General features: G+C 58.1%; 22 protein-coding genes. All 22 read left to right on the top strand.

The features are described from left to right. The first annotated feature begins 60 nt into the window (after positions 1–60). The 22 genes from AB0O97_RS16155 (at position 61) to AB0O97_RS16050 (ending at position 20,303) form a co-directional block, all read left to right on the top strand. The gene (locus AB0O97_RS16155) at positions 61–804 is read left to right on the top strand and encodes a hypothetical protein (protein ID WP_363884003.1); all 744 of its coding nucleotides are present in this window, start codon (positions 61–63) and stop codon (positions 802–804) included. Next, complete coding sequence (locus tag AB0O97_RS16150; protein WP_363884001.1) at positions 801–2,378, top strand: ATPase, T2SS/T4P/T4SS family; 1,578 nt, start codon at positions 801–803, stop codon at positions 2,376–2,378. The genes AB0O97_RS16155 and AB0O97_RS16150 overlap by 4 nt, the downstream gene beginning before the upstream one ends. Continuing rightward, on the top strand, positions 2,375–3,244 hold the full coding sequence (locus AB0O97_RS16145) for a type II secretion system F family protein (protein WP_363883999.1): 870 nt from the start codon (positions 2,375–2,377) through the stop codon (positions 3,242–3,244). Before AB0O97_RS16150 ends, AB0O97_RS16145 begins: the two co-directional genes overlap by 4 nt. After that, positions 3,244–4,110 (top strand): TadC protein, encoded by an 867-nt coding sequence (locus AB0O97_RS16140; protein WP_363883998.1) that lies wholly within the window; start codon positions 3,244–3,246, stop codon positions 4,108–4,110. Before AB0O97_RS16145 ends, AB0O97_RS16140 begins: the two co-directional genes overlap by 1 nt. 111 nt (positions 4,111–4,221) lie before the next feature. After that, positions 4,222–4,440 (top strand): hypothetical protein, encoded by a 219-nt coding sequence (locus AB0O97_RS16135; RefSeq protein ID WP_363883996.1) that lies wholly within the window; start codon positions 4,222–4,224, stop codon positions 4,438–4,440. A 17-nt stretch (positions 4,441–4,457) separates the two neighbouring features. Then, the gene (locus AB0O97_RS16130; protein WP_363883994.1) at positions 4,458–4,847 is read left to right on the top strand and encodes a TadE family protein; all 390 of its coding nucleotides are present in this window, start codon (positions 4,458–4,460) and stop codon (positions 4,845–4,847) included. Continuing rightward, entirely contained in the window at positions 4,832–5,284 is a 453-nt protein-coding gene (locus AB0O97_RS16125; protein ID WP_363883993.1) for a TadE/TadG family type IV pilus assembly protein, read from the top strand. The genes AB0O97_RS16130 and AB0O97_RS16125 overlap by 16 nt, the downstream gene beginning before the upstream one ends. 7 nt (positions 5,285–5,291) lie before the next feature. Then, positions 5,292–5,714, top strand: coding sequence for a pilus assembly protein TadG-related protein (locus tag AB0O97_RS16120; RefSeq protein ID WP_363883992.1), 423 nt, complete (start codon positions 5,292–5,294; stop codon positions 5,712–5,714). A 162-nt stretch (positions 5,715–5,876) separates the two neighbouring features. Then, on the top strand, positions 5,877–6,374 hold the full coding sequence (locus tag AB0O97_RS16115; RefSeq protein WP_363883991.1) for a hypothetical protein: 498 nt from the start codon (positions 5,877–5,879) through the stop codon (positions 6,372–6,374). Between the two features lie 464 nt (positions 6,375–6,838). Continuing rightward, positions 6,839–7,336 (top strand): hypothetical protein, encoded by a 498-nt coding sequence (locus AB0O97_RS16110; RefSeq protein ID WP_363883989.1) that lies wholly within the window; start codon positions 6,839–6,841, stop codon positions 7,334–7,336. Between the two features lie 100 nt (positions 7,337–7,436). After that, positions 7,437–8,621, top strand: coding sequence for an AAA family ATPase (locus AB0O97_RS16105; protein ID WP_363883988.1), 1,185 nt, complete (start codon positions 7,437–7,439; stop codon positions 8,619–8,621). A gap of 97 nt (positions 8,622–8,718) precedes the next feature. Next, positions 8,719–12,030: a LysM peptidoglycan-binding domain-containing protein gene (locus tag AB0O97_RS16100; RefSeq protein ID WP_363883986.1), complete on the top strand. Its 3,312-nt coding sequence runs from the start codon at positions 8,719–8,721 to the stop codon at positions 12,028–12,030. 2 nt (positions 12,031–12,032) lie between these two features. Beyond that, complete coding sequence (locus AB0O97_RS16095; RefSeq protein WP_363883984.1) at positions 12,033–12,677, top strand: prepilin peptidase; 645 nt, start codon at positions 12,033–12,035, stop codon at positions 12,675–12,677. Continuing rightward, entirely contained in the window at positions 12,677–13,537 is an 861-nt protein-coding gene (locus AB0O97_RS16090; RefSeq protein ID WP_363883982.1) for a hypothetical protein, read from the top strand. Before AB0O97_RS16095 ends, AB0O97_RS16090 begins: the two co-directional genes overlap by 1 nt. A 43-nt stretch (positions 13,538–13,580) precedes the next feature. Then, the gene (locus AB0O97_RS16085) at positions 13,581–14,252 is read left to right on the top strand and encodes a hypothetical protein (protein ID WP_363883980.1); all 672 of its coding nucleotides are present in this window, start codon (positions 13,581–13,583) and stop codon (positions 14,250–14,252) included. A 149-nt stretch (positions 14,253–14,401) separates the two neighbouring features. Next, positions 14,402–15,142 carry a hypothetical protein gene (locus tag AB0O97_RS16080; RefSeq protein ID WP_363883978.1) on the top strand — a complete coding sequence of 247 codons (741 nt, stop codon included), beginning with the start codon at positions 14,402–14,404 and terminating at the stop codon, positions 15,140–15,142. After that, the gene (locus AB0O97_RS16075) at positions 15,135–15,353 is read left to right on the top strand and encodes a hypothetical protein (RefSeq protein WP_363883976.1); all 219 of its coding nucleotides are present in this window, start codon (positions 15,135–15,137) and stop codon (positions 15,351–15,353) included. Before AB0O97_RS16080 ends, AB0O97_RS16075 begins: the two co-directional genes overlap by 8 nt. A gap of 867 nt (positions 15,354–16,220) precedes the next feature. After that, positions 16,221–17,018, top strand: a complete 798-nt coding sequence (locus AB0O97_RS16070) for a hypothetical protein (protein WP_363883975.1) — start codon at positions 16,221–16,223, stop codon at positions 17,016–17,018. 48 nt (positions 17,019–17,066) lie between these two features. Beyond that, positions 17,067–17,336, top strand: coding sequence for a glutaredoxin family protein (locus AB0O97_RS16065; RefSeq protein WP_363883973.1), 270 nt, complete (start codon positions 17,067–17,069; stop codon positions 17,334–17,336). A gap of 127 nt (positions 17,337–17,463) precedes the next feature. Beyond that, the gene (locus tag AB0O97_RS16060) at positions 17,464–19,086 is read left to right on the top strand and encodes a hypothetical protein (RefSeq protein WP_363883972.1); all 1,623 of its coding nucleotides are present in this window, start codon (positions 17,464–17,466) and stop codon (positions 19,084–19,086) included. Positions 19,087–19,134: 48 nt separating this feature from the next. Next, positions 19,135–19,956 (top strand): hypothetical protein, encoded by an 822-nt coding sequence (locus AB0O97_RS16055; RefSeq protein ID WP_363883971.1) that lies wholly within the window; start codon positions 19,135–19,137, stop codon positions 19,954–19,956. Then, the gene (locus AB0O97_RS16050) at positions 19,953–20,303 is read left to right on the top strand and encodes a hypothetical protein (RefSeq protein ID WP_363883969.1); all 351 of its coding nucleotides are present in this window, start codon (positions 19,953–19,955) and stop codon (positions 20,301–20,303) included. The genes AB0O97_RS16055 and AB0O97_RS16050 overlap by 4 nt, the downstream gene beginning before the upstream one ends. The last annotated feature ends 1 nt before the right edge of the window (position 20,304 follow it).

The following is a 20,304-nucleotide window of genomic DNA, read 5'->3' as shown; positions in this document are numbered from 1 at the left end:
GGATCACCGGGTGTCACTTCAACTGCCGTGGGCCTCGCAGATATTTGGCCAAGGCCGGTCATGGTGGTCGAGGCAGACACCTCAAAACCGAGCAGTGTGATTCCTGGTTTCATGCAGGGCCAGCTGGACAACAGCCGAGGGCTTCTGCCTTTGGCAGTCCAGGCACAGCGCCAGGGGCTCTCCAGCGACATTCTGTGGGAGCAAGTCGTGCCATTGGCGCAAGATCTTGGACGCGAAGGCGACCAAAGAGGGAAGTACCTGCTCTCGGGAATTTCCAATACTGGCGCAGGAAAAGGCATGACTGGATTCTGGTCGGACTTGGCCATTGTTCTTTCCCAACAGGGGGACAGCGGGGTGGATGTCATTGTTGATGCCGGCCGATATGTTCCTGGAGACCCTCGCACACCTCTGATGCAAATGTCAGACAGCGTCGTGGTTCTGACTCGTCCTGTGCTTCCCGACCTCGGCGCCCTCATCGGACAGCTTGATGAGCTCAAGGAACACCTGGTGCGGGTTGGCCACGGGGACCACTTGGGGCTCGTGCTTATGGACGCTGTAGTAGGCAACTACTCAAGCAGGGATATTGAGAGGCAGCTGGGTGTCCCGGTATTGGGCAAGATGCCCTGGGATCCCAGCACAGCCGCTGTCTATTCACTCGGGGTCCCCAAGGCCAAGAAATTCAAGCGCACGGGGCTTTCCTCGGCACTCACTGCGCTGGCGGCCTCAGTTGACACACAGATCCTAGATAGAACGAAACGGCTTGGAATCCGCCCGGCACCCAAGGAAGAGGTCACGCAAGCATGAGCACCACAGATGATGAATACACCTCAAACGTTGATCTTTCGAGCTTGCCCTTCTTCCGCCCGCCGTCAGAAACCACCGAATTGCCGGCAAGAGCCAAAGGGAGTTTCACTATCCCGGCAGGAGCGACTGCTCATCTGGCAGGGGCTGACGCAATGGCAGGATCCCTGGGAATCTCCGACGATGAGATCAACCAGCTGGTGGCTGACATTGAGACAGCAGCCGAGACCCAAAACCAGCCGGCAGTTGGGGACGAGCCCTTTTGGGCAGCAACTGCCATGCTTCGCAGTAAGGCCGTAGACCGCCAGGTCAACTCTCTGGATGGCCGTCACGGGCTTTCGGACGAAGACAAAGAGGAGATGGGGCGCCAGCACATTATCGATGTCGTCAACGAGCACGTTGATGAGCAACTGCGATCTGCCGGCCAAAGAGAGATCTGGTCCTCTGAGTATCGAAACCAAGTCGTCAAGGCTGTCTTCGACCAGATGTTTAGGCTGGGGCGGTACCAAGCCCTGATCGAGGACCCCGACGTGGAGAACATCCACATCCATGGGTTTGACCAGGTCTTTGCTGAATATAGCGACGGCTCAATGGTCCGAAAGCCGGCCATTGCATCCTCCGACGAGCAGTTGATGGAGGATTTACAATTCTTTGCCAATCGCAACGGTGAAGAGGCGCGATCATTTTCCTCAGCCCACCCGGATCTTGACATGGATTTGCTTGGATATGTGCGCCTCGCTGCCATTGCCCGGCCCATTGCAGAACGACCCTCAGCGGTTTTGCGGATCCACCGCTACATCAACATCAGCCTGGAGCAGCTCACCAAGTTTGGAACGCTTACCGCCGATCAAGCCCACTTCTTGGAGGTAGGCGTTAAGGCCAGGAAAACCTTCGTCATTTGTGGAGAGGGTGGGGACGGAAAAACAACCCTCATGCGTGCGATGGCCGGCAAAATCGGCCCCATGGAACAGATTGTCACCATCGAAAAGGAACGCGAGCTCCATCTGAAGAAACTTCATGGTCGCGTGGTCCCGCCATTCTCGCTGCAATACCGGCCGGGCACAGGGGAACGCGATGCACAAGGCAATTCACCTGGTGAGTACACGCTGGAGCAGTGCATGGAAAAGGCCCTTCGCCTGAATTCTCAACGCATCATGGTGGGAGAAGTTCGTGGTCCAGAAATTGTCTCCATGATCCATGCCATGCAAACAGGGGCCGGCACTATGAGCACCACCCACGCTGACGGGCCCGATGACTGCATTGACCGCTTGGCGGGGCTGGGTATTGAGCGCTACGGGAAGTCATACATGGTGGAGCAGCTTGGCCGCCACATTGATTTCGTTGTCCAGATGGGCAAAATCATTGATCACAATGGTGACACCCAAAGAAAAGTCACCCACATCAGTGAAGTGATGGCTGCGGAAGGTGAACGCGGTGTAACTACCCAAGATATTTTCCTGCTTTCCCCCGGCGAAACCCAAGCTCGTTTCATCAGGTTGCCCACCCGTGAAAGGCTCCTCAACGATCTGCAGAGAGCTGGATTGGAACACGGCCGTTTCCAGGGTGGTGCCCAATGAATTCAGCACTGCTCACCTCCCTGGGTGTGGTCATTGTCCTGGCCGCCATCTTCGCAGCGTTGATCTCGCTTATCCCATCGGAACCCGATGAGGCCAAGGCGCCTGGGCGCATCCAGATCCTTATTCAGCGCTTTAGGGCAGGTCTCTCACGACGGACTCAGCTACTGCTATTGGCGGGGATCATCGCAGGCGTGCTGTTCTGGTTCCTCACAGGGTGGGTCATCTTCATCGTGGCGCTGCCTCTTGCGATTCTTGGACTACCAACCATCTTCTCGGACCATGGAGAAAAACTGCAGACGGAACGGTTGGCAGCCATTGAGACCTGGACGCGAGGCCTTTCAGGCCTGATCGTGACAGGTGCGCCGCTTGAACGGGCAATCACTGCCTCCCTCAGCAACGCTCAGCCGGCCATCTTTCCGGAAGTCTCACGTCTGGTTGCCAGATTGGAAGGCCGCTGGCCAACTGCTGACGCCCTTCAGGAATTTGCCAACGATCTCAACGATCCCACCGGAGATTTGGTTGTCATGAATTTGCTGCTTGCCGCAAAGCAGCGGGGCCAGGGCTTGGTCAACGCCCTCAACGATCTCTCTCAAACAGTCTTTGAAGAGGTTCGGGTGCGCCGTGAAGTAACCACGGATCGCAGTAAGCCAAGAGGCAATGCAAGGGTTGTAACCGGGTTGACCATCTTCCTACTTTTGGCAATCCCCCTGATGAGCACCTTCTCAGAGCCCTATAAGACACCCATCGGGCAAATCATATTTGCCGGCTGGCTCGGCATCATTGCCTTGCTGCTGGTCGCGATGAAGCAGATGGTTGCTCCCCGTCTTGTCCCCCGAATGCTAGTAAACAGTGGAAGGAGAAGCTGATGGCACTTTTCATTGGCGGATCGTTGATCGGCCTCGCTCTTGCCTTGGTGCTAGCCCAGGCCCTTCCTTCCAAACCCAAATTGGGCCCGGCACTTGCCCGGATTGGCGCAACAGGGACAGCAAACACTGCAGAAAGCCGAACGCTTGAGGCGCGAGTAGGCGGCTGGGTCATTCAGCGTCTGCCGTCGCTGCGCGGTTTTACTATTCCTGAGCGCGACCTTGCGCTTGTAGGTATCAGCACAAACAAGTTCATCTTCAACAAATCGGCAGCCGCTGCGGCAGGTTTCGTCTTCGTGATTCTGTTCGGCCTGATGGCACAGGCGGTGAACCTCGTCCCCTTCGCAGTACCCGCATTCCTGGCACTCATTGCGGCTGCCCTTGGTTGGTTCCTTCCGGATCTTTTTCTCCGTGACAAAGCAGTTGCCGCGCGAAAGGAATTTGTTCGCAACGTGGCCGTCTACCTTGAACTGGTGGCGGCAGAGCGTCGCCGCGGGGCGCCACCAGCTGTTGCGCTTGAAGTGGCCGCCTCGATTGGAAAATCATGGGCCTTCATCAGGATCAACCAGGAGCTGACTCGTGCACGCTACGACCACACCCAACCGTGGGACGCACTTCTAACGCTGTCCAAAGACATTGATGTCCCTGAGCTCGGTGAGGCGGCAAAGATTGTCAGGCTCTCAGGGGATGAAGGTGCATCGGTCTATGAGGCATTGCGCTCAGCCGGCCAGGGCATGCGTATCAAGATGCTCAACGAGGAGCACACACTGGCAAGCCAGGCCACGGCCAAGGTGTCCATGCTGACCACGGTCCTGGCTCTGGTCTTCGGAGGGGTACTCCTCACCCCGCTGCTATTGAACCTGATTTAATGGCTGGCTTTAGTTTTCACCACCTACCTTTTACAGAAAGGGAAGTGCTTCATGAAATATTCAAATAGACCAACAATTCCCAACCAACCACAACAACCTAAGGAAATGATCATGACAACCTTGACCAAGCTCTTCTTGGTGGTGCAAGCCCACATCCTCGGATTCCGCACTTCAATGGAATCCAAGCTCACCCGACTCCGCGTCCGCGCCGAGGCCGGGGACGGCGCAGCGGGCTGGGTGCTGATCCTCATTGGAGTGATCGCAATCTGTGCCTTGGTCATCCTCGCAGTCACGGCCTTTGTGAATTCCAAGCTGGCACAACTCAAGTAGAGGATTCATTGAAAAACATGGCAAGAACAGGAAAGCAGGACAACGAGCGCGGCAACGCGCCCGTTGAATTTGTGCTGATCTTCCCCGTTCTGCTCGCCATGTTCTTCGGGATCATTCAAGGGGCGTTGTGGTACCAAGGGCAGAACATCGCGCATGCCGCGGCCTCGGCCGCCTACAACAACTCGCGTGCCAGCAATGGCACAACGGGGAGTGGCGTGACAGCGGGAAACCAGGTCATCAACCAGCACCGGGGCAGCCTGAACGGAGCTTCAATTTCCGTGGACAGGAATGCAAATTCAGTGACCGTGACCGTCACAGGACACGCGTCAACTTTCATCCCAGGTTGGACGGGCCCGACCATCACCCAAACCGTGTCGGGCCCCACCGAAAGATGGGTCAACCGATGAAGCCCAAGGGATCACTTCAACGCAAAAGCGAGTCTGGAAGCTCCTCAGTCTCCTTTGCCATCATCGCCCCGGCAATCCTGCTGGTCATTGGCTTCCTGTTTTTTGCCGGGAGGGTATCCATTGCCGGCAATGTAGTGGAAAGCGCAGCAGTCGCTGCAGCTCGGGATGCATCACTGGCAAGAACTCAAACGGGTGCAGTAGCAAACGCCGAAAATGCCGCGCGCCGAGTCCTGGCCGAACAAGGGACGAACTGCTCGACCTTGACGATCAATATTGACACTTCTGGGTTTAGAGCCCCCCTCGGGCAGCTTGCGACGGTTCGGGCCACGGTTACTTGCGTTGCAAACCTTAGCGACATTGGTATTCCTGGGATCCCTGGAGAGAAATCGCTAACCAGCTCGGCAATCTCCCCAGTCGATTCGTACAGGCAGAGGTGAACGACTCATGATGAGACGACTACTTGCCAAGCTTCGTCGTGCTGCACAGCGCGGCGACTCCGCTGTCACATTCGTGCTGCTGGTGCCGGTCCTAATCTTGGTCGTTGGCTTGGTTGTTGATACAGCCGGCCAAATTCAGGCATCGGAGCAGGCAACATCAGTAGCGCAGGCAGCTGCGAGAGCGGGAGCCAATGGCGGCGCTGATCCAGAACTCCCCGCCAGAGGTGCCGTTCAGATTAGTCCTGGCCAGGCTGCCAACTCGGCCCGCCAGTACCTCGCAGCAGCAGGGCTCCAAGGAACTGTTGCCGTCAATGGACGCACCGTTACGGTAACGGCCCAAAAGAACTACCGAACCAAATTCCTATCCATGTTCGTCAGCAACTTGACGGGTACAGGAACAGCCTCAGCTCAACTGCTGAGTGGACCTTAGAGAAGGGCAGTACCAATGAAAACCAAAAGGAACATCTTGCGGAGGTCTTTGGTCCCCGTGGCTGCCCTGATAGCTAGTGGGATCCTCCTTGCCGGCTGCACAACACCCACACCTACGCCATCCGAATCACCCAGCGCAAAAGCCAGTGCGCCTATAACGACAATGGCTCCTTCCCCCACGGCGGGCGCGACGCAGGTGGCGCCGAAGGACTCTAAGGATGCTATTGCCCAGGCGACTGCTGTAGCCAAGCAGTATTGGGCCATTACTGATGAGATCCTCAGAGATGGCGGAAAGGACTCGGCCCGGATCGATGCTGTGGCGGTTGGCCAGGCGAGAAAGTTCGTTGTTGACGCAGCCGCCAATACTGCCAAGCAGAACGTCACGATTCGTGGTTCAAGAGGACTGGAAGTAACCGGGTCATCTACCTCTGATCTGAACGTCACGGATAAATCCGGTGACAAGGTTGTCCCGAATGGGTTCGTTGCCCTGACTGTTTGCAATGACGTTTCAGGTGTTTCAGGGACCAACGCTGATGGTTCACCTGCTCAGACGGGTTCCGTATTGAGGTTTGTAGACTCCCTCGAGGTTGAGTTTGACCCTGCTCAGGGGAAGTGGTTTGTTGCTCGCTATCCCCAAGCAAGCGGGGTGATCAAGTGCTAAAGAAGGTGCTGGCTTTAGGGGCCATCTGGGCGTTGGTTGGGGCGTCATTGTTCGGCGTTGCAAATGCTGCTGTCGCTGACGGGGACACCACCTGCAGCCTGGGGGTATGTACAGTCACCCCGCCTGAGACACCAGGTACTCCTGGTGGCGGGACCGGTGGCGGGACCACTGATCCAGTTACGGGCATTACGCCTGGGCCGACGACTTGCTATGCGGAGGGTTACCCCAAGGAGAAGAAATACGAGATCCCGTGCAATAACGAGGATGGATCCTACGATGGATCCACTGGCTGCCGTTGGAAACTCGCAGACAATCAGAAGGCAGCTCCTGCGGGGTCGAATGAGGGCGAAGGTGCCTGGTACACCTGCAGTAGAAAAGTCTTTTGCGATCCTGATGATGTGTTCGCTTGCCCTGAGTTTGGGACCAGTCGGGATGAGTGGCTGACGACGCCGCCTGCTGGTGTGATGACATTGACTCCTGCACAGGCCGCTGCGGCCCTGGTGAAGACCTTCAAGCTTGAAGGTATCGCCATCGGCTCAACCACCAAGGCCTCCGGCAAGGGGGCTGTCGGCCTGCCAGTCTGGCTTTGGGTTGAGAATCAGACCCCGTTGTCCTTTGGTCCTTATGTAGAGTCAGCCACCCTGGGTGGGGTGACTGTGACCGCTACAGCCAAGGTGGCCAACATTGCTTATTCCATGGGCGATGGCCAGACGGTTGTTTGCGCGAATGCCGGCACGCCGTATGCCAAGGGATACGGCAACACCGATAGCCCAACCTGTGGGTACAGGTACTCGCAAATGTCACCAGGGGACGGGGCCCAACCCTATGACGTGACTGCTACGTCCAACTGGGAAGTCGTATGGACTAGCAGTGGTGGCGGTGGTGGCGTCATCGGCACAACGACACAGTCCCAGACGCAGATCCGTGTAGGTGAGCTGCAGGCGGTGAACGTCAACCCCTAGGTGAGTGAGGGGGTGGGGAGCCTGAGCGAACCCACTCCCTCTATCAAACATTATCCGTAATTATCTTGATTATTTGATAAAGATGGATAAAGGTAGATATATGATCCTCAACGCTGCCAACCCTTATCGCCCCGGAGCCGGGAGAGTTCCTCCCGAGCTGGCCGGCCGATCTGCTGTCATGTCTGAGTATGAAAGCCTGCTCTCCACAGTGACCAGGGATCAAATGGGCGACCGGCCTTGGATCATCTCCGGACTGCGCGGCGTCGGCAAGACCGTTCTGCTCAACCAATGCTCACGCGAGGCTGCAGCTGCAGGATGGGTGACCATCAAGATTGAAGCCAGCGGATCACATTCCTTGGGATCCCAACTCACCAACGAAACCTATGTGGCCCTGCGCAAGGTCGCAAAGCTTCCTGAAAAGGTCCGCAAATCCTTCCGCGAAGCCTTCAGCGTTTTCAAGGCATTCCAAATAAACATTGATCCCGCGGGGGCCTACAGCTTTGGGTTCGACGTACAGGCAGCCAGTGGGCAGGCCGACAGTGGCCAACTCGCCACAGACCTGGCCGAACTGCTGCAATCACTGGGGGAGGGCGCGAGGGCGGCCGGCATCGGAGTGCTCATCGCCATCGATGAACTGCAGGAAGCGGATCGCGGCGACCTCATGGCCCTCAATGTCGCCCTCCACCAGCTAGGGCAGGATCCCCAACCTGTACCGGTTATCTTCATCGGCACCGGCCTTCCATCGCTGCCGGCGGTAATGGCAGATGCCTCCAGCTACGCCGAACGCATGTACCTCTATCGCTCCCTTGGCCTGCTGGACCCTGAAGCAACCACAGACGCCCTGGTGACTCCTGCCAGCAGAGAAGGCGTCACCTGGGGTGAAGATGCCCTAGAACAGGTCCTAGCCGTCTCCCAGGGTTATCCCTACTTCATTCAGGCATGCGGCAAACACGTATGGGATGTGGCCGCTTCCCGAACCATCAATGCAGAAGATGCGCGAATAGGCATAGCAAGGGCACGGGAAGAGGTTGATGCTGGCCTCTACATGGCACGCTGGGAACGGGCAACCAACAACCAGCAAGAGTTCATGAAGGCCATGGCCGCGGACAACGACGAACCAAGCCTGGTCAGCGAACTAGCCACCCGCCTGGGCAAACCTCAAACTACCCTCTCCATGCCTCGACGCACGCTTATCCAAGCAGGGCTGGTCTACTCACCACGGCGAGGTCAACTCGCCTTCACTGTGCCGGGCATGGCTGATTTCATCAACAGGGTGCTGGGATAAAAACGATGTCAACAACTTTCATGGCTAGCGCCCACAAAAGAGACCTACCCCCTAAAAGTGGGCCTATATCCGTGTGGCCGCAAAGGAAAGAGGAATCATGAGAATGGTCAAGAGCCTCTCAGCAGCTCTACTGCTCATCATCCTCGTGGCAGGAATCCCTGCCGCGCTGATCATGCTCGCCGGCAACCCCCTGCCACCGCTCGAGGTGCTCCAGGGAATGTTGTCCCAGCCTGACTATGGCGGAAAGCTGCTCTTCGGTACCTTCTTCCCACTGGTTGCTTGGGCCGCCTGGGCAACCTTCGCCTTCTCGATCATCATCGAAATCCCGGCAGCCTTCCGCGGAATCAAAGCGCCACAAATCCGTGGACTTGGCCCGCAGCAAGCATTCGCCGCGGCACTCATCGGCGCCATTCTCTTCACGGCAACAGCCGGATCACTGGCAGGAGCCTCCACCGCACAAGCCACCGAATCGGTCACGCCCACACAAACAGTTTCAGCACCCCAAACGATCTCCGAAGCCACCACCACGGACACCACACAGGCCGCCCAGAAGACAGAAACTCCTGCCATCACCCTCCCCACCTACACGGTGCAAACAGGGGACTCCCTGTGGAAAATCGCGGAACACCACCTAGGGGATGGCACCCGCTACAAAGAGATCGCCCAACTCAACTACGACAAGATCCAGCCTGACGGCCGCACGCTCACCCAGGAACATTGGATTGACCCGGGATGGACGCTGAACCTTCCCGCAGACGCCACAGTCGCAGCCCCGGCCGCTGACACCCACACGGTGGCCCCGGGAGAAACCCACACGGTGGCCCCGGGAGAAACCCTCAGCGGTATCGCCCAAGAGGAACTCGGAGACGCAGCACAAGCCGATGAAATCTTTGCCGCCTCAACCAGTACCGTCCAAGAAGGCGGCCAGCACCTCACCGACCCCAACCTCATCCAGCCGGGCTGGAAAATCACCATCCCCACAGAAACAGCAGCCACAGCCATGACCGAGGCGCCGGCCGCACCCCAGCCGACTCCTCCGGAAGCATCTGCGCCCGTGGTCGAATCTCCCCAGGCCCAAGCCCCCGCAGTGGAATCCCCAGCGCCGGCCAAGGATACCCAGTCCGATGCACTGGCAGGGATGGGTATCGCACCCACATCCCCAGCCACCGAGAACGCACCCGCCAAGCCGCAAAGCAACCAGACTCCCGCACCAGCAACCGCAACCCAGGAGGCCGCGAGCGCTGAAGTTCTCGACACGCGCACCATTGGTGGGTTGGGTGCCATCGCCTGTGCCGGGATTCTCTCCGTGCTGGGTTTGCTTCGGTTGCGTCAGCGTCGCCGCCGTCAGCCTGGGAAACGGGTGAATATGCCTGCCGGCGACTCGGCCACGGTTGAGCTGCAGTTGCGCTCTGTCGAGGATCCCCTGCTGGTGGCTGACCTTGACGCCGGGCTGAAATTCTTGGCTGAATGGGCCCAGGACACCAACACTGCGTTGCCGCAGATGTTCAGTGCTCGTGTGGCACCGGATGAAATCGCCATCTATCTTGCATCCCCTGCGGAGCTGCCAGCGCCCTTCATCCGTGCTGAGAAGGATGGCACAGTCTGGACTCTGGATGCTTCGCAGATCCCTGAACTGAACAGGATTCCTTCAGCGCCCTACCCGGCCCTGGTGACCCTTGGCCAGGATGCGAACAATGCCCACATCATGGTGGATCTTGAGTTCCTTGGATCGCTGAACATTGACGGCACCGCTGAGTACCAGGCGCAGGCACTGAACGCCATGGCCATTGAAATGGCGAGCTCGCCTTGGGGTGAAGATCTTCAAATCACGTTGGTTGGAATCGCTGAAGGGCTGCCGGCAGCGCTGAAGACAGGGCGTGTGCGTCATCTGGATGACATGGACACGCTACTGACCCGCCTCCGAGGGAAGGTCAAGGCCACTGAGGCCGCTTTCGCCGCCCTCGGTGTTTCCTCGGTTGAAGAGGCCCGGACGCTGGGTAGCGATGCGCAGAGCTGGATCCCTGAGATAGTCATTCTCGGTACAACTCCGGAAGAGCCGGCACGCACCGAGCTGGCAGATCTGGTTAGCCGCATTCCCCGCTTGGGCATCGCGGCCGTCACTGCCGGCCAGCTGGCCGGGGACTGGACGCTGAATCTGCATGATTACTCCACTGCAACCTTGGCGCCTATTGGGCTGCAGCTGACACCGCAAATGATCAGTGACCCCGAATACGCACAGATCCTCACGCTCCTGGCAACTACTGAGGGTCTTGATGCCCCCGGTCCCGAATGGGCACGCAACCTCGATCCTGAAGAAATCAACCTGGTGGATCTGAGGGCCCAAGACGAGGCTGAAGCAGAGGCGCCGGTACGGCATCTGGAAGCGGTCCCTGAAGACGTCCCCTTGGAGGGTGAATCGGAACAGAGCCAAGAGGCCGCTCCCGTGGAAGCTGAGGACGCCAGCGCAGCGGCAGTATCCATTACTGAGGCAGACGAAACAGACATTGCTCTCACCCAAGCCCAAGCCGGCGCAGCATCTCCGGTCCAGGAAGAAGAGCCTCCAGCAGAGGAGGCGCCCCTGCAGGGCGCTGCCGCAGCAGTTGTCCGTGAAGTGTTGGGCGAGGAAATCCAAGAGGACCTCAACCCCATCATTTGCATCCTGGGCCCGGTCGTCGTGCGCAACATCCGTGGCGAAGTCCCCACCACGGCTAAGCAGGCCGTCTCCACGGCCACAGTTGCCCGCTGCACGGCTTTGGCTGCATTCCTGGCCCTGAACCCGGGCGCCTCATCTGAGTCTTTCCACCAGGCGTTCTGGCCCAACCAGGACCCTGCCGGCAAGACGGCCAGCTCCAACCGGAACAAGCTCTCTAACCAAACCAGGAACTGGCTCGGCCAAGACAAAGAGGGGGATCCCTACATGCCCCATGCCGCGCTGGAAGGCTACCGACTCGATGACTCAGTCCGCACCGACTGGGGAGTATGGCTCGATCTCATCGGTGAAGACTTGGCACAGACGCCCACGCCCCGCTTGGTGGCAGCTCTCCGCCTGGTACGCGGGCAACCTTTCGCCGGGGTCAAGGAATCCAACTATGCCTGGGCCGAAGTCATGCGCCAGGAAATGATCGCAGCAATCTGCGACGCAGCCCATGAACTGGCCAACCGATCCATCCGCACCAAGCAAGCCGCAAATGGCCGCTTGGCCGCAGCCAAGGGAATCATGGTTGACCCCACCAACGAGGCCATGTGGCGTGATGCGATGCTGGCCGAACACGTAGCCGGCGACCGTAGCGGGATCGAAAAGACGGTAGCTAAACTCCAGGCCTTCCTCAATGACTTTGAAGACGGCTACGAACCCGAATTAAAGACCCAGGAACTCATCGGTTCCCTCCTGGGCCGGGCCGTGGCTTGACCATGACCGAGGACGCCATGCCCCGAAACTACCTTGGGCGAGAAATCGCCCGCATGAAGGCAAGTGACGGAATCAACCCCGCTGTGGCCACCACCATCATGGTGGCCACGGCCGTGGCACTGCTGATCATCCTGACAACTGCTAGCAACGGCACCGCTTTCTGGGCCATAGGCCTGCTGCTGGGCGTGACGGCCTTTCAGGGCGGCAGAATCGGGGTCACCGACGCCCGCACCCACAGGATCCCCGACGCGCTCAGCATCCCCTACGCAGGCACCGTGGCAGCAACCATCATCACCGCCACGATCATCACCAATGACTGGTCACGATTCGGACAAGCGGCCCTCGGCGCACTCGCATTGGGACTGCTCTACCTCCTCGCCGCAATCTTCGGAGACCTTGGCCTAGGGGACGTGAAACTGGCAGCAATACTCGGCGGAGCACTCGCCTACGCCGGATGGACACCACTGCTCTGGGGAAGCCTCCTTGGCCTTGTCCTGGGCCTTCCCCATGCCCTCATCCTGCACTTCACCCAACGGCGAGCAATCGTGCCGGCTGGTGAAACCAAAGCAAGAATCCCGCTGGGCCCCTATATGGTGGCCGGAACCGTAATCACTCTCGCCCTTGCTCTGACTGCGACAGGAATCTAATGGACCTCGCCACCGACACCATTGACCAGGAAGACTACGAAGCCAAATTCTTCGACAGCCAACCTGCATCGTGGATCAAAGAGCACCGGCTTGCCCTGCAGTGCACTAATTGCCAGAGCCCCGCCTACTTCAGGAAGCGCTCCGTCTCTGGTCAAGGTGCATGTTTCGGAGCAAGCCCCCACGCCGAAGGATGCGACCTCGCCACCAAGTCCAACGAGGAAGGCGAACGCGCGGAAGCAGTAGAGAAAGACATCCGTGAAAATCCGGGTGGCCACTTCGACCTGAGATTGGACCTCCCTAAGCGGGCCGCGAAGAACACACCTGTTTCCGCAGCTGGAAGCGGTGTAGCAGGCAACAAGGCAGGTCGGTTCACTAAATGGGGTGCGAAACAGGCCAGCAGCTCCTCGATTGCTGCCAGGCAGATGCTCATCAACCTTGCCATTTCAGAAAAATATCGAGAATCAACACAAACAGTCTCGACGCCTCAAACAAACGGCAAGATTCAAATACGCGACTACTTCATCCGCTTCCAGGACGCCACCGCAGCTGCCGAGGGTCAGGAACGAGGGTACTGGGGAACCATCATGGAACCCGGTGACGCCGGCGACGGAACATGGATCAATACCGGGACCCAGGGAAACCTGAGCATCTTCATCCCAAAGCCCGTGGAGACCGAGTTCTTCCTGGCTTACGGCATCGATGGGTGGGAAGACCTGGTGGGCGCTTACATGATGGTGGTCGGGGAACTAAAGGTCAGCAAGAACGGTAAAAATCGGAAGTACGTAAAGCCCCTAGTCGCCAAAAATATCGTCGTCTACATTCCCAAGGGAAATGAGGTAGTAGACACGATAGCCCAATAAATATATAGTGATCAGATCAACATATTTATTTGGGAGGTGACCCATGAAGCAAGCAACACTGAGCCGGATCTTTGCCCTCGCCTGGATCAGCGCCCAAGCCTTTACTCAAAGGCGGCCCGGGACTGGCAAATGGGCAGCCATTGCGGCCTACCCAGTACACCTGGTCATGGTCCTCATGGCGACCATGGATGGTGATCTCTACCATGACTCCTCACAAGCAATGGTGGTGATCAGGAACCGTCGAGCGACCCCGCTGAAAGGTGCCTTAGCCTTCGGGCTTCTAGTAGTCCTGTTCTTCCTCCCTACAATCCCACTAGCTGCTGGGTACACGCAGACATCGATATTCCTCTTGCTCGCCGTCGAAGTTGTCGTGGGGATAATCTTCGTCATATCTGCGGTCTCGGTGCTCCCGCACCACGGGCCCGGGACCTCGCCTGCAGCGCTGAGGAAGGCGATGGATGCTGCCGCTCACGGAGGGCCGGCTGTCACCTTTGAGCTATTGGCGCGGACCCCGAAAGCGCAACCAGGGGCAGGGGCAAAACTCCTCACCCAGGCGATTGATGAACTGGCCGGCCAAGGCGCAGTAGTTGGGTGCATCGCCGCGAACATGGATCTCATCCCGTTCTATAACCGCTTTGGGCTCCAGCAGATTGGGCAAACCCAGTTGATGCTCAATCCTGCCTGGGACGCCTCGGGGCGACGAGCGGAAAAATAGTCATGAGTGTCAACATGGTTGCGATCCAAAAGAGTGACCTACATCGAGTGAAAACAGCCCATTACGGGGCGACCACTCATGAGGGGAACACCAGATGCGAAACCAACACCACTCGCCACAGGCACCAGGCCGCCTGGCGGAGGTGCGCCATGGCGCACACTAGCCGCTGCGGAAAATCAGTCCAGCCCTTAGAGACCTGCCATTGCTCTTGTGGAGGATCTCTCCACGGATCCGAGCAAGTCGGGGGAGGAGGAGCCGAACCAGTAATTCAAGCCCCTGAAGTCCTGACACTCAAGGAAGCCAGCGACAGGACACCCAAAGGAGAACAGAGGCTGAGGGATGCCATCCATCTGGATCCTAACTCCCCAACTGTTGATCCCCTACGAACCAGGCTTTACCGCGTCAAACAGGCAGAAATTGCGCGTAAAGAACCCGCCGAAGCAACGGAGAAGGGAGACTTAACTGAAAAAAACACCAACTTTGCTGAAGCTCTGGCCCAAGTCTCAACACCTGATGGCGGATTCACCATCGACCCTCGGACAGGAGCAGCAGAGAGCGCAGGGTTCTTTGTCAGTGTCCATCCAGAACATGAAGTCTCGATCCCGGTCAGCTCTTTGGACATGAACGATCTAACTATGTACGAGGAGAGTAAGCGCGAGATTCTGGAGCAAGACGGGAACTATCTCGGGGCGTGGCATGACCCTGAGACCGGGATTGTGTCCTTGGATGTGTCCTCGAAAGCTCAGTCGGCCGAAGAAGCAAGGCGGTTGGCAGCTGCGCATGGTCAGGTGGCATTCTTTGATGCCCAGACCTTCGATTCAGTTGAAGTAGATGCTTCGCAGAGGCATCGAATTGAAAACCTTATTGATGAAAGTAGGAAAAATGACTAAGCAACTCAAAGGGCTGAGCGGGGATCTTTCAGGAGATCCGTTTGAAACTCTGGCCTTCTTTGCGGTGACTGTTCACCGGATCAACGGACGTGTCCCCACCCGAGCAATCATCATCGAGAGCCTGCACACCAAGGGGTTCGCTGGCACTGATGAAGAAGTGCAGAAGGTTGTTGATCTCCTTCCTGCCGAGCTGAAGTCGGAGCTGGGCTAGTTCTCTCCCTGTCCACACGCTGGCCCGGGTCCTGACCAGTACATCCGAATGGGGTGCCCCAAACACTGATAGCTGAACAGGAAACTAATGAAAGGAGTTATGTGATGAGTCCAGGGGAGAAGCGGCCTGTATCGGGCATAGGCACGCTCGAAAGTGCCATGGAATCGCTTCTGCGCTGGGGCGCAGTCAAAGGCACCGTTACATGCTATATGTGCGGGCACTCCATCCATTTGCACTACGAGAACGAGATAGGTCACCAAGGATGCGTAGTTGATCAGCCGTCCGTTTCATTGGAGGCCTTAATAAGGGGTCGCCAGCCATCACAACTGACAACAGCAGCAGGCACATGTCTCTGCGTCGGGTGGGTTAGGGGACAACTCCCGCACGCAATGACAAAGCACCTCGACGGGCTCACCGACCCCGATGATGAGCTGCCATGCTCGGCCTGCACTCACCCGATGCATGAACACAGCAACCCGGAAGGCTGCTGGCAATGCCCTTGCACCGTAATGCATGTGCACACCTGACAAAGATCATGGACTGTACGGGGACAATAGCCTTAGGAATTGATCTTGGCAGCCTTCCGGACCGTTTGACGAGCCAGGGCCCATCACATTTGCGATCACCCCGTGACAGTCCCGAATATGGCGGTTCAGTGCCTACTCTGGTTGGACTCTGAACCGGTGCGTTGATCTAAAACCAGCTTCCGGTTCTTTTTTTGGGGGCTCCTTCCGCGTGATGACGGAAAGAGCCCCCAAATTTGTGTGTTCTAGGATCTTTCCTCCACCTACCTCAGATATGAAGAGCACCAGCACACACCCGTATAAGATCTCTGGTCGTTCGGCCCGCGGGTTGATCCTTGGGCCGATGGGGGAGCCCCCTGAAGTGCCAGCGAAGTATCGGAACCAGATATTGACCGCGTTGTTGCGGCATTCCAATCCTTGGCCCGCCAGCTTTGATTCCCCACACACCTTTGCCGGTAACTGGGATGAACCTGAATTTGTGGTTAAAAGGGCCCCCTCGTTGATGAAGCATCTTCAGGTCATAGATTGGCTAAAGACCCCACGGTGGGCCCAAGACGGCAGCGTCATCCTCCTGAACTTTGTCTTGGGAATCGTCGCCCTGGTACTCATTTACCGTCTGGGTACATTGCTACAGCTGGGGTTCTTGATCGGACTTCTGGCTCCTCTGGGGGCGACCGGTATTGGACTCTATGCGCTCATCACCTGGCAGGGCCGGATCGCCTGGAAACGGGCGTTGAACACGGCCAAGCCAGCTCTTGAATGGAGGGCCGCTCACGCAGACTCGGTCAGGTACATCGGAAACCTGCCGGCCCCTGAAGCTAAGCAACTGGCCCAGATCCGCAGCACGCCAGGTATTGGACACCACGGCGTATGGGACTGCGCCCTTCTCCTGCAGGAGAAGGCACCACTGGCCGCGTTCATCGACCAGTATTCAAAGTTCTACACGCCGCAGATAACCAATGACGATTTGGTTGAAACCCTCGGAGCGAAGCTCGCAGCTGCGACATCCAGGGTCAAGCAAATCGAAGACGAGATCCGAATCAAGACCACGCACGCAGCGGCCATTCACGCCTCCCTCCACATCGACATCACCGATGAAGAACGAGCAGAACGAGCTTCTCGCCACCCCTATGACTCGTAGCAACTCCCACCAGTTCAAACACCGGCAAAACCGCCAAGGAGCCAAGAAATGCCTGAATCAGCCAGCACCATTTTCACCCTGATGTCCAAGCCTGGATGTGTGCAATGCAACGCAACCTTGCGCCACTTCGAGTCCAAGGGCCTCCGCGAAGGTCGAGGCTTTGTTGTTCTCGATGTAACCAAAGACGCCGAAGCGCTGAAGCGTTTGCAAGATTTGAACTATGCACAGGCACCTATCGTTTTCTTCGCCAATGATCACTGGAGTGGGTACCGCCCAGACAAGATTGACGAACACCTACTCAGCCTCCAGCCCGTCTAAGAACACGCTGGACAAAACCGTGCGGTAGTGGACTGACAGTCCTGAAATACCATAGAATTGGTAGTTGTCAGATCAACACAAAATACGGGGTCAATTTTCCCCGACATCTCACTCAAGGAGGAAGCGAATGCGGCCCCACCCCTGGTCACCTCGTACCGTCCCCACCATCTGGATCGATTACACGACAGGCTACGGATACACCGGAACCGGCGAGCGCGTGAAGCCCAAAGTGGGTGAGCGGCGACAGAAGCCTAATCTGGGAGATCTGCTGGACACCGCAGCCTCCTATGGGGCTGAGCGGATCATGCTGACCGGCAAGGTGCCCGCGGCCGAGATGGGCCCTGACCGCCGTCACTGGCTATTGGTGAAGACCCCAGGGTGGCGTGCCAATGGCCACTGGTTTCAAGCCCCGGCGACCGGGCGCTTCGTTCGTGAGAGCACAGATCAAAAAGTTGAAGTCCGTACCGCTGCGGAGTGGTTCGGTGATATCGACCTGACACCTGCCCAGGCGCGTGAAGCCTGGGATGCAACGGCGGCCATGGTTAGCTCTGTCGTCCCTGGCGCCACGCTGTTCCTTTCGCCGGCTGCCACCGGCACGAATCTGTGGGCGCTGTCGTTGCCCAAGGATCTTGATCCTGAATTTGTCACTGAAGACATCGGGGAGGAGATCCATAGGACATCCGGCCAGCACCACCTTGAGCACAACGTTCTTGGCCCAAACTTCTCCACTCATGAGGACTGCGTCCCTATGATCAATCCGGAGGAGCAGAAATTCATCACGCAGTTCGCCTCCATTGATGGGCGCTTTATGTATGCGGCGCTGTGCCGCGAGCTTGGGGTGGGACCTGGGCGCCGGCTCAACCGTGCAGACACGATGGAACTTATGCGGCAGGATCCCTACCTGCGTGCCAGGATCTACGTGAAGTTCCGTGTTCCTGAGAATTGGAACCACGTTGGGCTCCTGGGGGTGCGGCACCGCAATGTCTCTGATGGTTGGTACTACCCCAACCGTCCCGGTGTCATCGGGGAGACCTGGGCTGACGCCTCGGAAGTGTTCATGGCCCAGCGTGCTGGTTGGATGGTGGATCCGGTGGAGTCGGTGGCCTTCATGAAGGCTCGTCCCTTGGATACTTTTGCCCAGCGCATGGTCCGTGCCCGCGAGCGCACTCTGGCTGTGGAGAATGTTGATTATGATGTGCGGGCTGCGGTTGCGGCTGCGCTGCGTTCCATCGTGATTCAGAGCATTGGTGCTTTTGCTTCCCGTGGCCGTTCTAGGACGGAAGTTGTCTGGTCAGCTGCTGAGGTCCCCACCCAGTACATGGACAGTGTCCAGCGCCGCGGCGAGGCCTTTATCTACAAGATTCCCCAGCCGTTGAGCACGCGGAACCGGCCGTTCTACCGGCCGGAGCTTGCTGCGCAGGTTTGGGGCCGTGGCCGTGCACGTGTGCTGGATGGGCCCGGTGCCGGGGGAGCGAAGACTGGTGTGCTGACGCTGCCTGGTAATTCGATCATTGGTATCAATGGTGACGCTGTGTACACCACGCATGTTCCTCAGTGGGCGCTGCCGGATGATCTTGGCGGTGCTGATGATGGCAAGGTGGGGCGGTTGCGGCTGCAGGGTTATGCCAGTGGGAAGTTCCAGACCCCGGCGACCCTTGAGGCTCGTGACTTGCTGAAGAAGCGAGCGGATCGGAACGGCCCGCAGGAGGCCTACGAGCTCTTCGCAGCCCAAGCTGCTGCGCGAGGATGAGCAGGCGCATGATGAACCGTCAGAACCCGGATAGAGGAAGCCGCAGGCATGAGCCAGCCACTAGGAGCTAAACCCACAGCCTTTGAGCTTGTCACCGAGCTCAAGGGCAAGGGTCTAAGTAACGCTGAGATCGCGAATGAGCTTCAGCGTGACCCCAAGATGGTGTGGAAGATCTTGCACGGCAAAACCAGCGGTGCGGCCTACATCCCCACCCTGACGGAGCTCGCCAGGGACGGGCACGCGTCTACCCGGCCGGCACGACGCCGTGCCAAGGATGGCCACATTGTTCCTGTTCGTGCGAAAGCCGGAGCAGAGACCAAGACGATCATCCCCGAGGACACCCAAGGCCGGTATGTTCCCGTGCCCAAGCGCGGCAAGTTTGAAGCTGCCACCACATATTTTGGTGAGGGCGCCAGGCAGCACGAAGTACGCTTCCCCAAGACCAAGGGAGCCAAGGGGCGCATTGCAGCCGTCGAAGACCTCATGTCCAAGATCCGAGGCGCTGCCAAAGCCCAGAGAAGCCACGATAAACGTGTCCAGTTCAGCCTGACATTCGCGGATGGCCGCGTCATGGAAGTCGGCTCAAAGAGCGGCTACTTCGCCTCAGACGTTCTGTACAACACCCGCAAGCACGGCGACAACGCCCTGAGCTGGTTAGTGTCTCAGGCCAAGGAACGCTACCTAAACCTTGACGTTGACTCCGTACCGATCACCGGAGTGACGATGAAGCTCTACGACGCGACCGGCCTTGCCCGCGAAGCAGACCCCCACAAGAAAACCAACGTCGGCAAGAGAGACACGGTCCAGAACCGTATCCTGCGGACCGGCAAGAAACGCCCAGCCTTTAACCCGAAAAGAGACCTCCTGTGAGCCCAACACAATCGATCCGAGAAAGCCTTGAATTCGTGGTTACTCGCGAACTAGGAGCGGCAGCAGATGATGGCACGGCCCAGCGCCTGGTCGATGCACTCCTGGAGGAAAAGCCCTGGGCGCCAGCAGGATCCGTCAACGACCTGATTAACCGTGACGGCGTCGCCAAGATCCTCGGAGTCGGCGCCCGGTCCGTGAGCGAATACGCCCTCCGCGACCCAGAATTCCCGGCCCCTGAAACCACCGGCCGGCTATGGTCAGCCCAGAAGATCCGTGCCTATCAAAAAATGCGCAAAACTACCCGCAGCCCCGGCCGCCCCAAAGGCTCACCCAACGTCAAGAGCTGAC

This window comes from Specibacter sp. NPDC078692 (genome assembly GCF_040686835.1).
In the GTDB taxonomy this organism is placed as follows: Bacteria; Actinomycetota; Actinomycetes; order Actinomycetales; family Micrococcaceae; genus Specibacter.
Note: the sequence above shows the minus strand (reverse complement) of the source record. Positions and strands in the feature narration are given on the sequence as shown.

Excerpts from the sequence above, each read along its gene's own strand:
- AB0O97_RS16155 (WP_363884003.1), top strand. The coding sequence starts at position 61 with ATGGTGGTCGAGGCAGACACCTCAAAACCGAGCAGTGTGATTCCTGGT.
- AB0O97_RS16150 (WP_363884001.1), top strand. The coding sequence starts at position 801 with ATGAGCACCACAGATGATGAATACACCTCAAACGTTGATCTTTCGAGC.
- AB0O97_RS16145 (WP_363883999.1), top strand. The coding sequence starts at position 2,375 with ATGAATTCAGCACTGCTCACCTCCCTGGGTGTGGTCATTGTCCTGGCC.
- AB0O97_RS16140 (WP_363883998.1), top strand. The coding sequence starts at position 3,244 with ATGGCACTTTTCATTGGCGGATCGTTGATCGGCCTCGCTCTTGCCTTG.
- AB0O97_RS16135 (WP_363883996.1), top strand. The coding sequence starts at position 4,222 with ATGACAACCTTGACCAAGCTCTTCTTGGTGGTGCAAGCCCACATCCTC.
- AB0O97_RS16130 (WP_363883994.1), top strand. The coding sequence starts at position 4,458 with ATGGCAAGAACAGGAAAGCAGGACAACGAGCGCGGCAACGCGCCCGTT.
- AB0O97_RS16125 (WP_363883993.1), top strand. The coding sequence starts at position 4,832 with ATGGGTCAACCGATGAAGCCCAAGGGATCACTTCAACGCAAAAGCGAG.
- AB0O97_RS16120 (WP_363883992.1), top strand. The coding sequence starts at position 5,292 with ATGATGAGACGACTACTTGCCAAGCTTCGTCGTGCTGCACAGCGCGGC.
- AB0O97_RS16115 (WP_363883991.1), top strand. The coding sequence starts at position 5,877 with ATGGCTCCTTCCCCCACGGCGGGCGCGACGCAGGTGGCGCCGAAGGAC.
- AB0O97_RS16110 (WP_363883989.1), top strand. The coding sequence starts at position 6,839 with ATGACATTGACTCCTGCACAGGCCGCTGCGGCCCTGGTGAAGACCTTC.
- AB0O97_RS16105 (WP_363883988.1), top strand. The coding sequence starts at position 7,437 with ATGATCCTCAACGCTGCCAACCCTTATCGCCCCGGAGCCGGGAGAGTT.
- AB0O97_RS16100 (WP_363883986.1), top strand. The coding sequence starts at position 8,719 with ATGAGAATGGTCAAGAGCCTCTCAGCAGCTCTACTGCTCATCATCCTC.
- AB0O97_RS16095 (WP_363883984.1), top strand. The coding sequence starts at position 12,033 with ATGACCGAGGACGCCATGCCCCGAAACTACCTTGGGCGAGAAATCGCC.
- AB0O97_RS16090 (WP_363883982.1), top strand. The coding sequence starts at position 12,677 with ATGGACCTCGCCACCGACACCATTGACCAGGAAGACTACGAAGCCAAA.
- AB0O97_RS16085 (WP_363883980.1), top strand. The coding sequence starts at position 13,581 with ATGAAGCAAGCAACACTGAGCCGGATCTTTGCCCTCGCCTGGATCAGC.
- AB0O97_RS16080 (WP_363883978.1), top strand. The coding sequence starts at position 14,402 with ATGGCGCACACTAGCCGCTGCGGAAAATCAGTCCAGCCCTTAGAGACC.
- AB0O97_RS16075 (WP_363883976.1), top strand. The coding sequence starts at position 15,135 with ATGACTAAGCAACTCAAAGGGCTGAGCGGGGATCTTTCAGGAGATCCG.
- AB0O97_RS16070 (WP_363883975.1), top strand. The coding sequence starts at position 16,221 with ATGGGGGAGCCCCCTGAAGTGCCAGCGAAGTATCGGAACCAGATATTG.
- AB0O97_RS16065 (WP_363883973.1), top strand. The coding sequence starts at position 17,067 with ATGCCTGAATCAGCCAGCACCATTTTCACCCTGATGTCCAAGCCTGGA.
- AB0O97_RS16060 (WP_363883972.1), top strand. The coding sequence starts at position 17,464 with ATGCGGCCCCACCCCTGGTCACCTCGTACCGTCCCCACCATCTGGATC.
- AB0O97_RS16055 (WP_363883971.1), top strand. The coding sequence starts at position 19,135 with ATGAGCCAGCCACTAGGAGCTAAACCCACAGCCTTTGAGCTTGTCACC.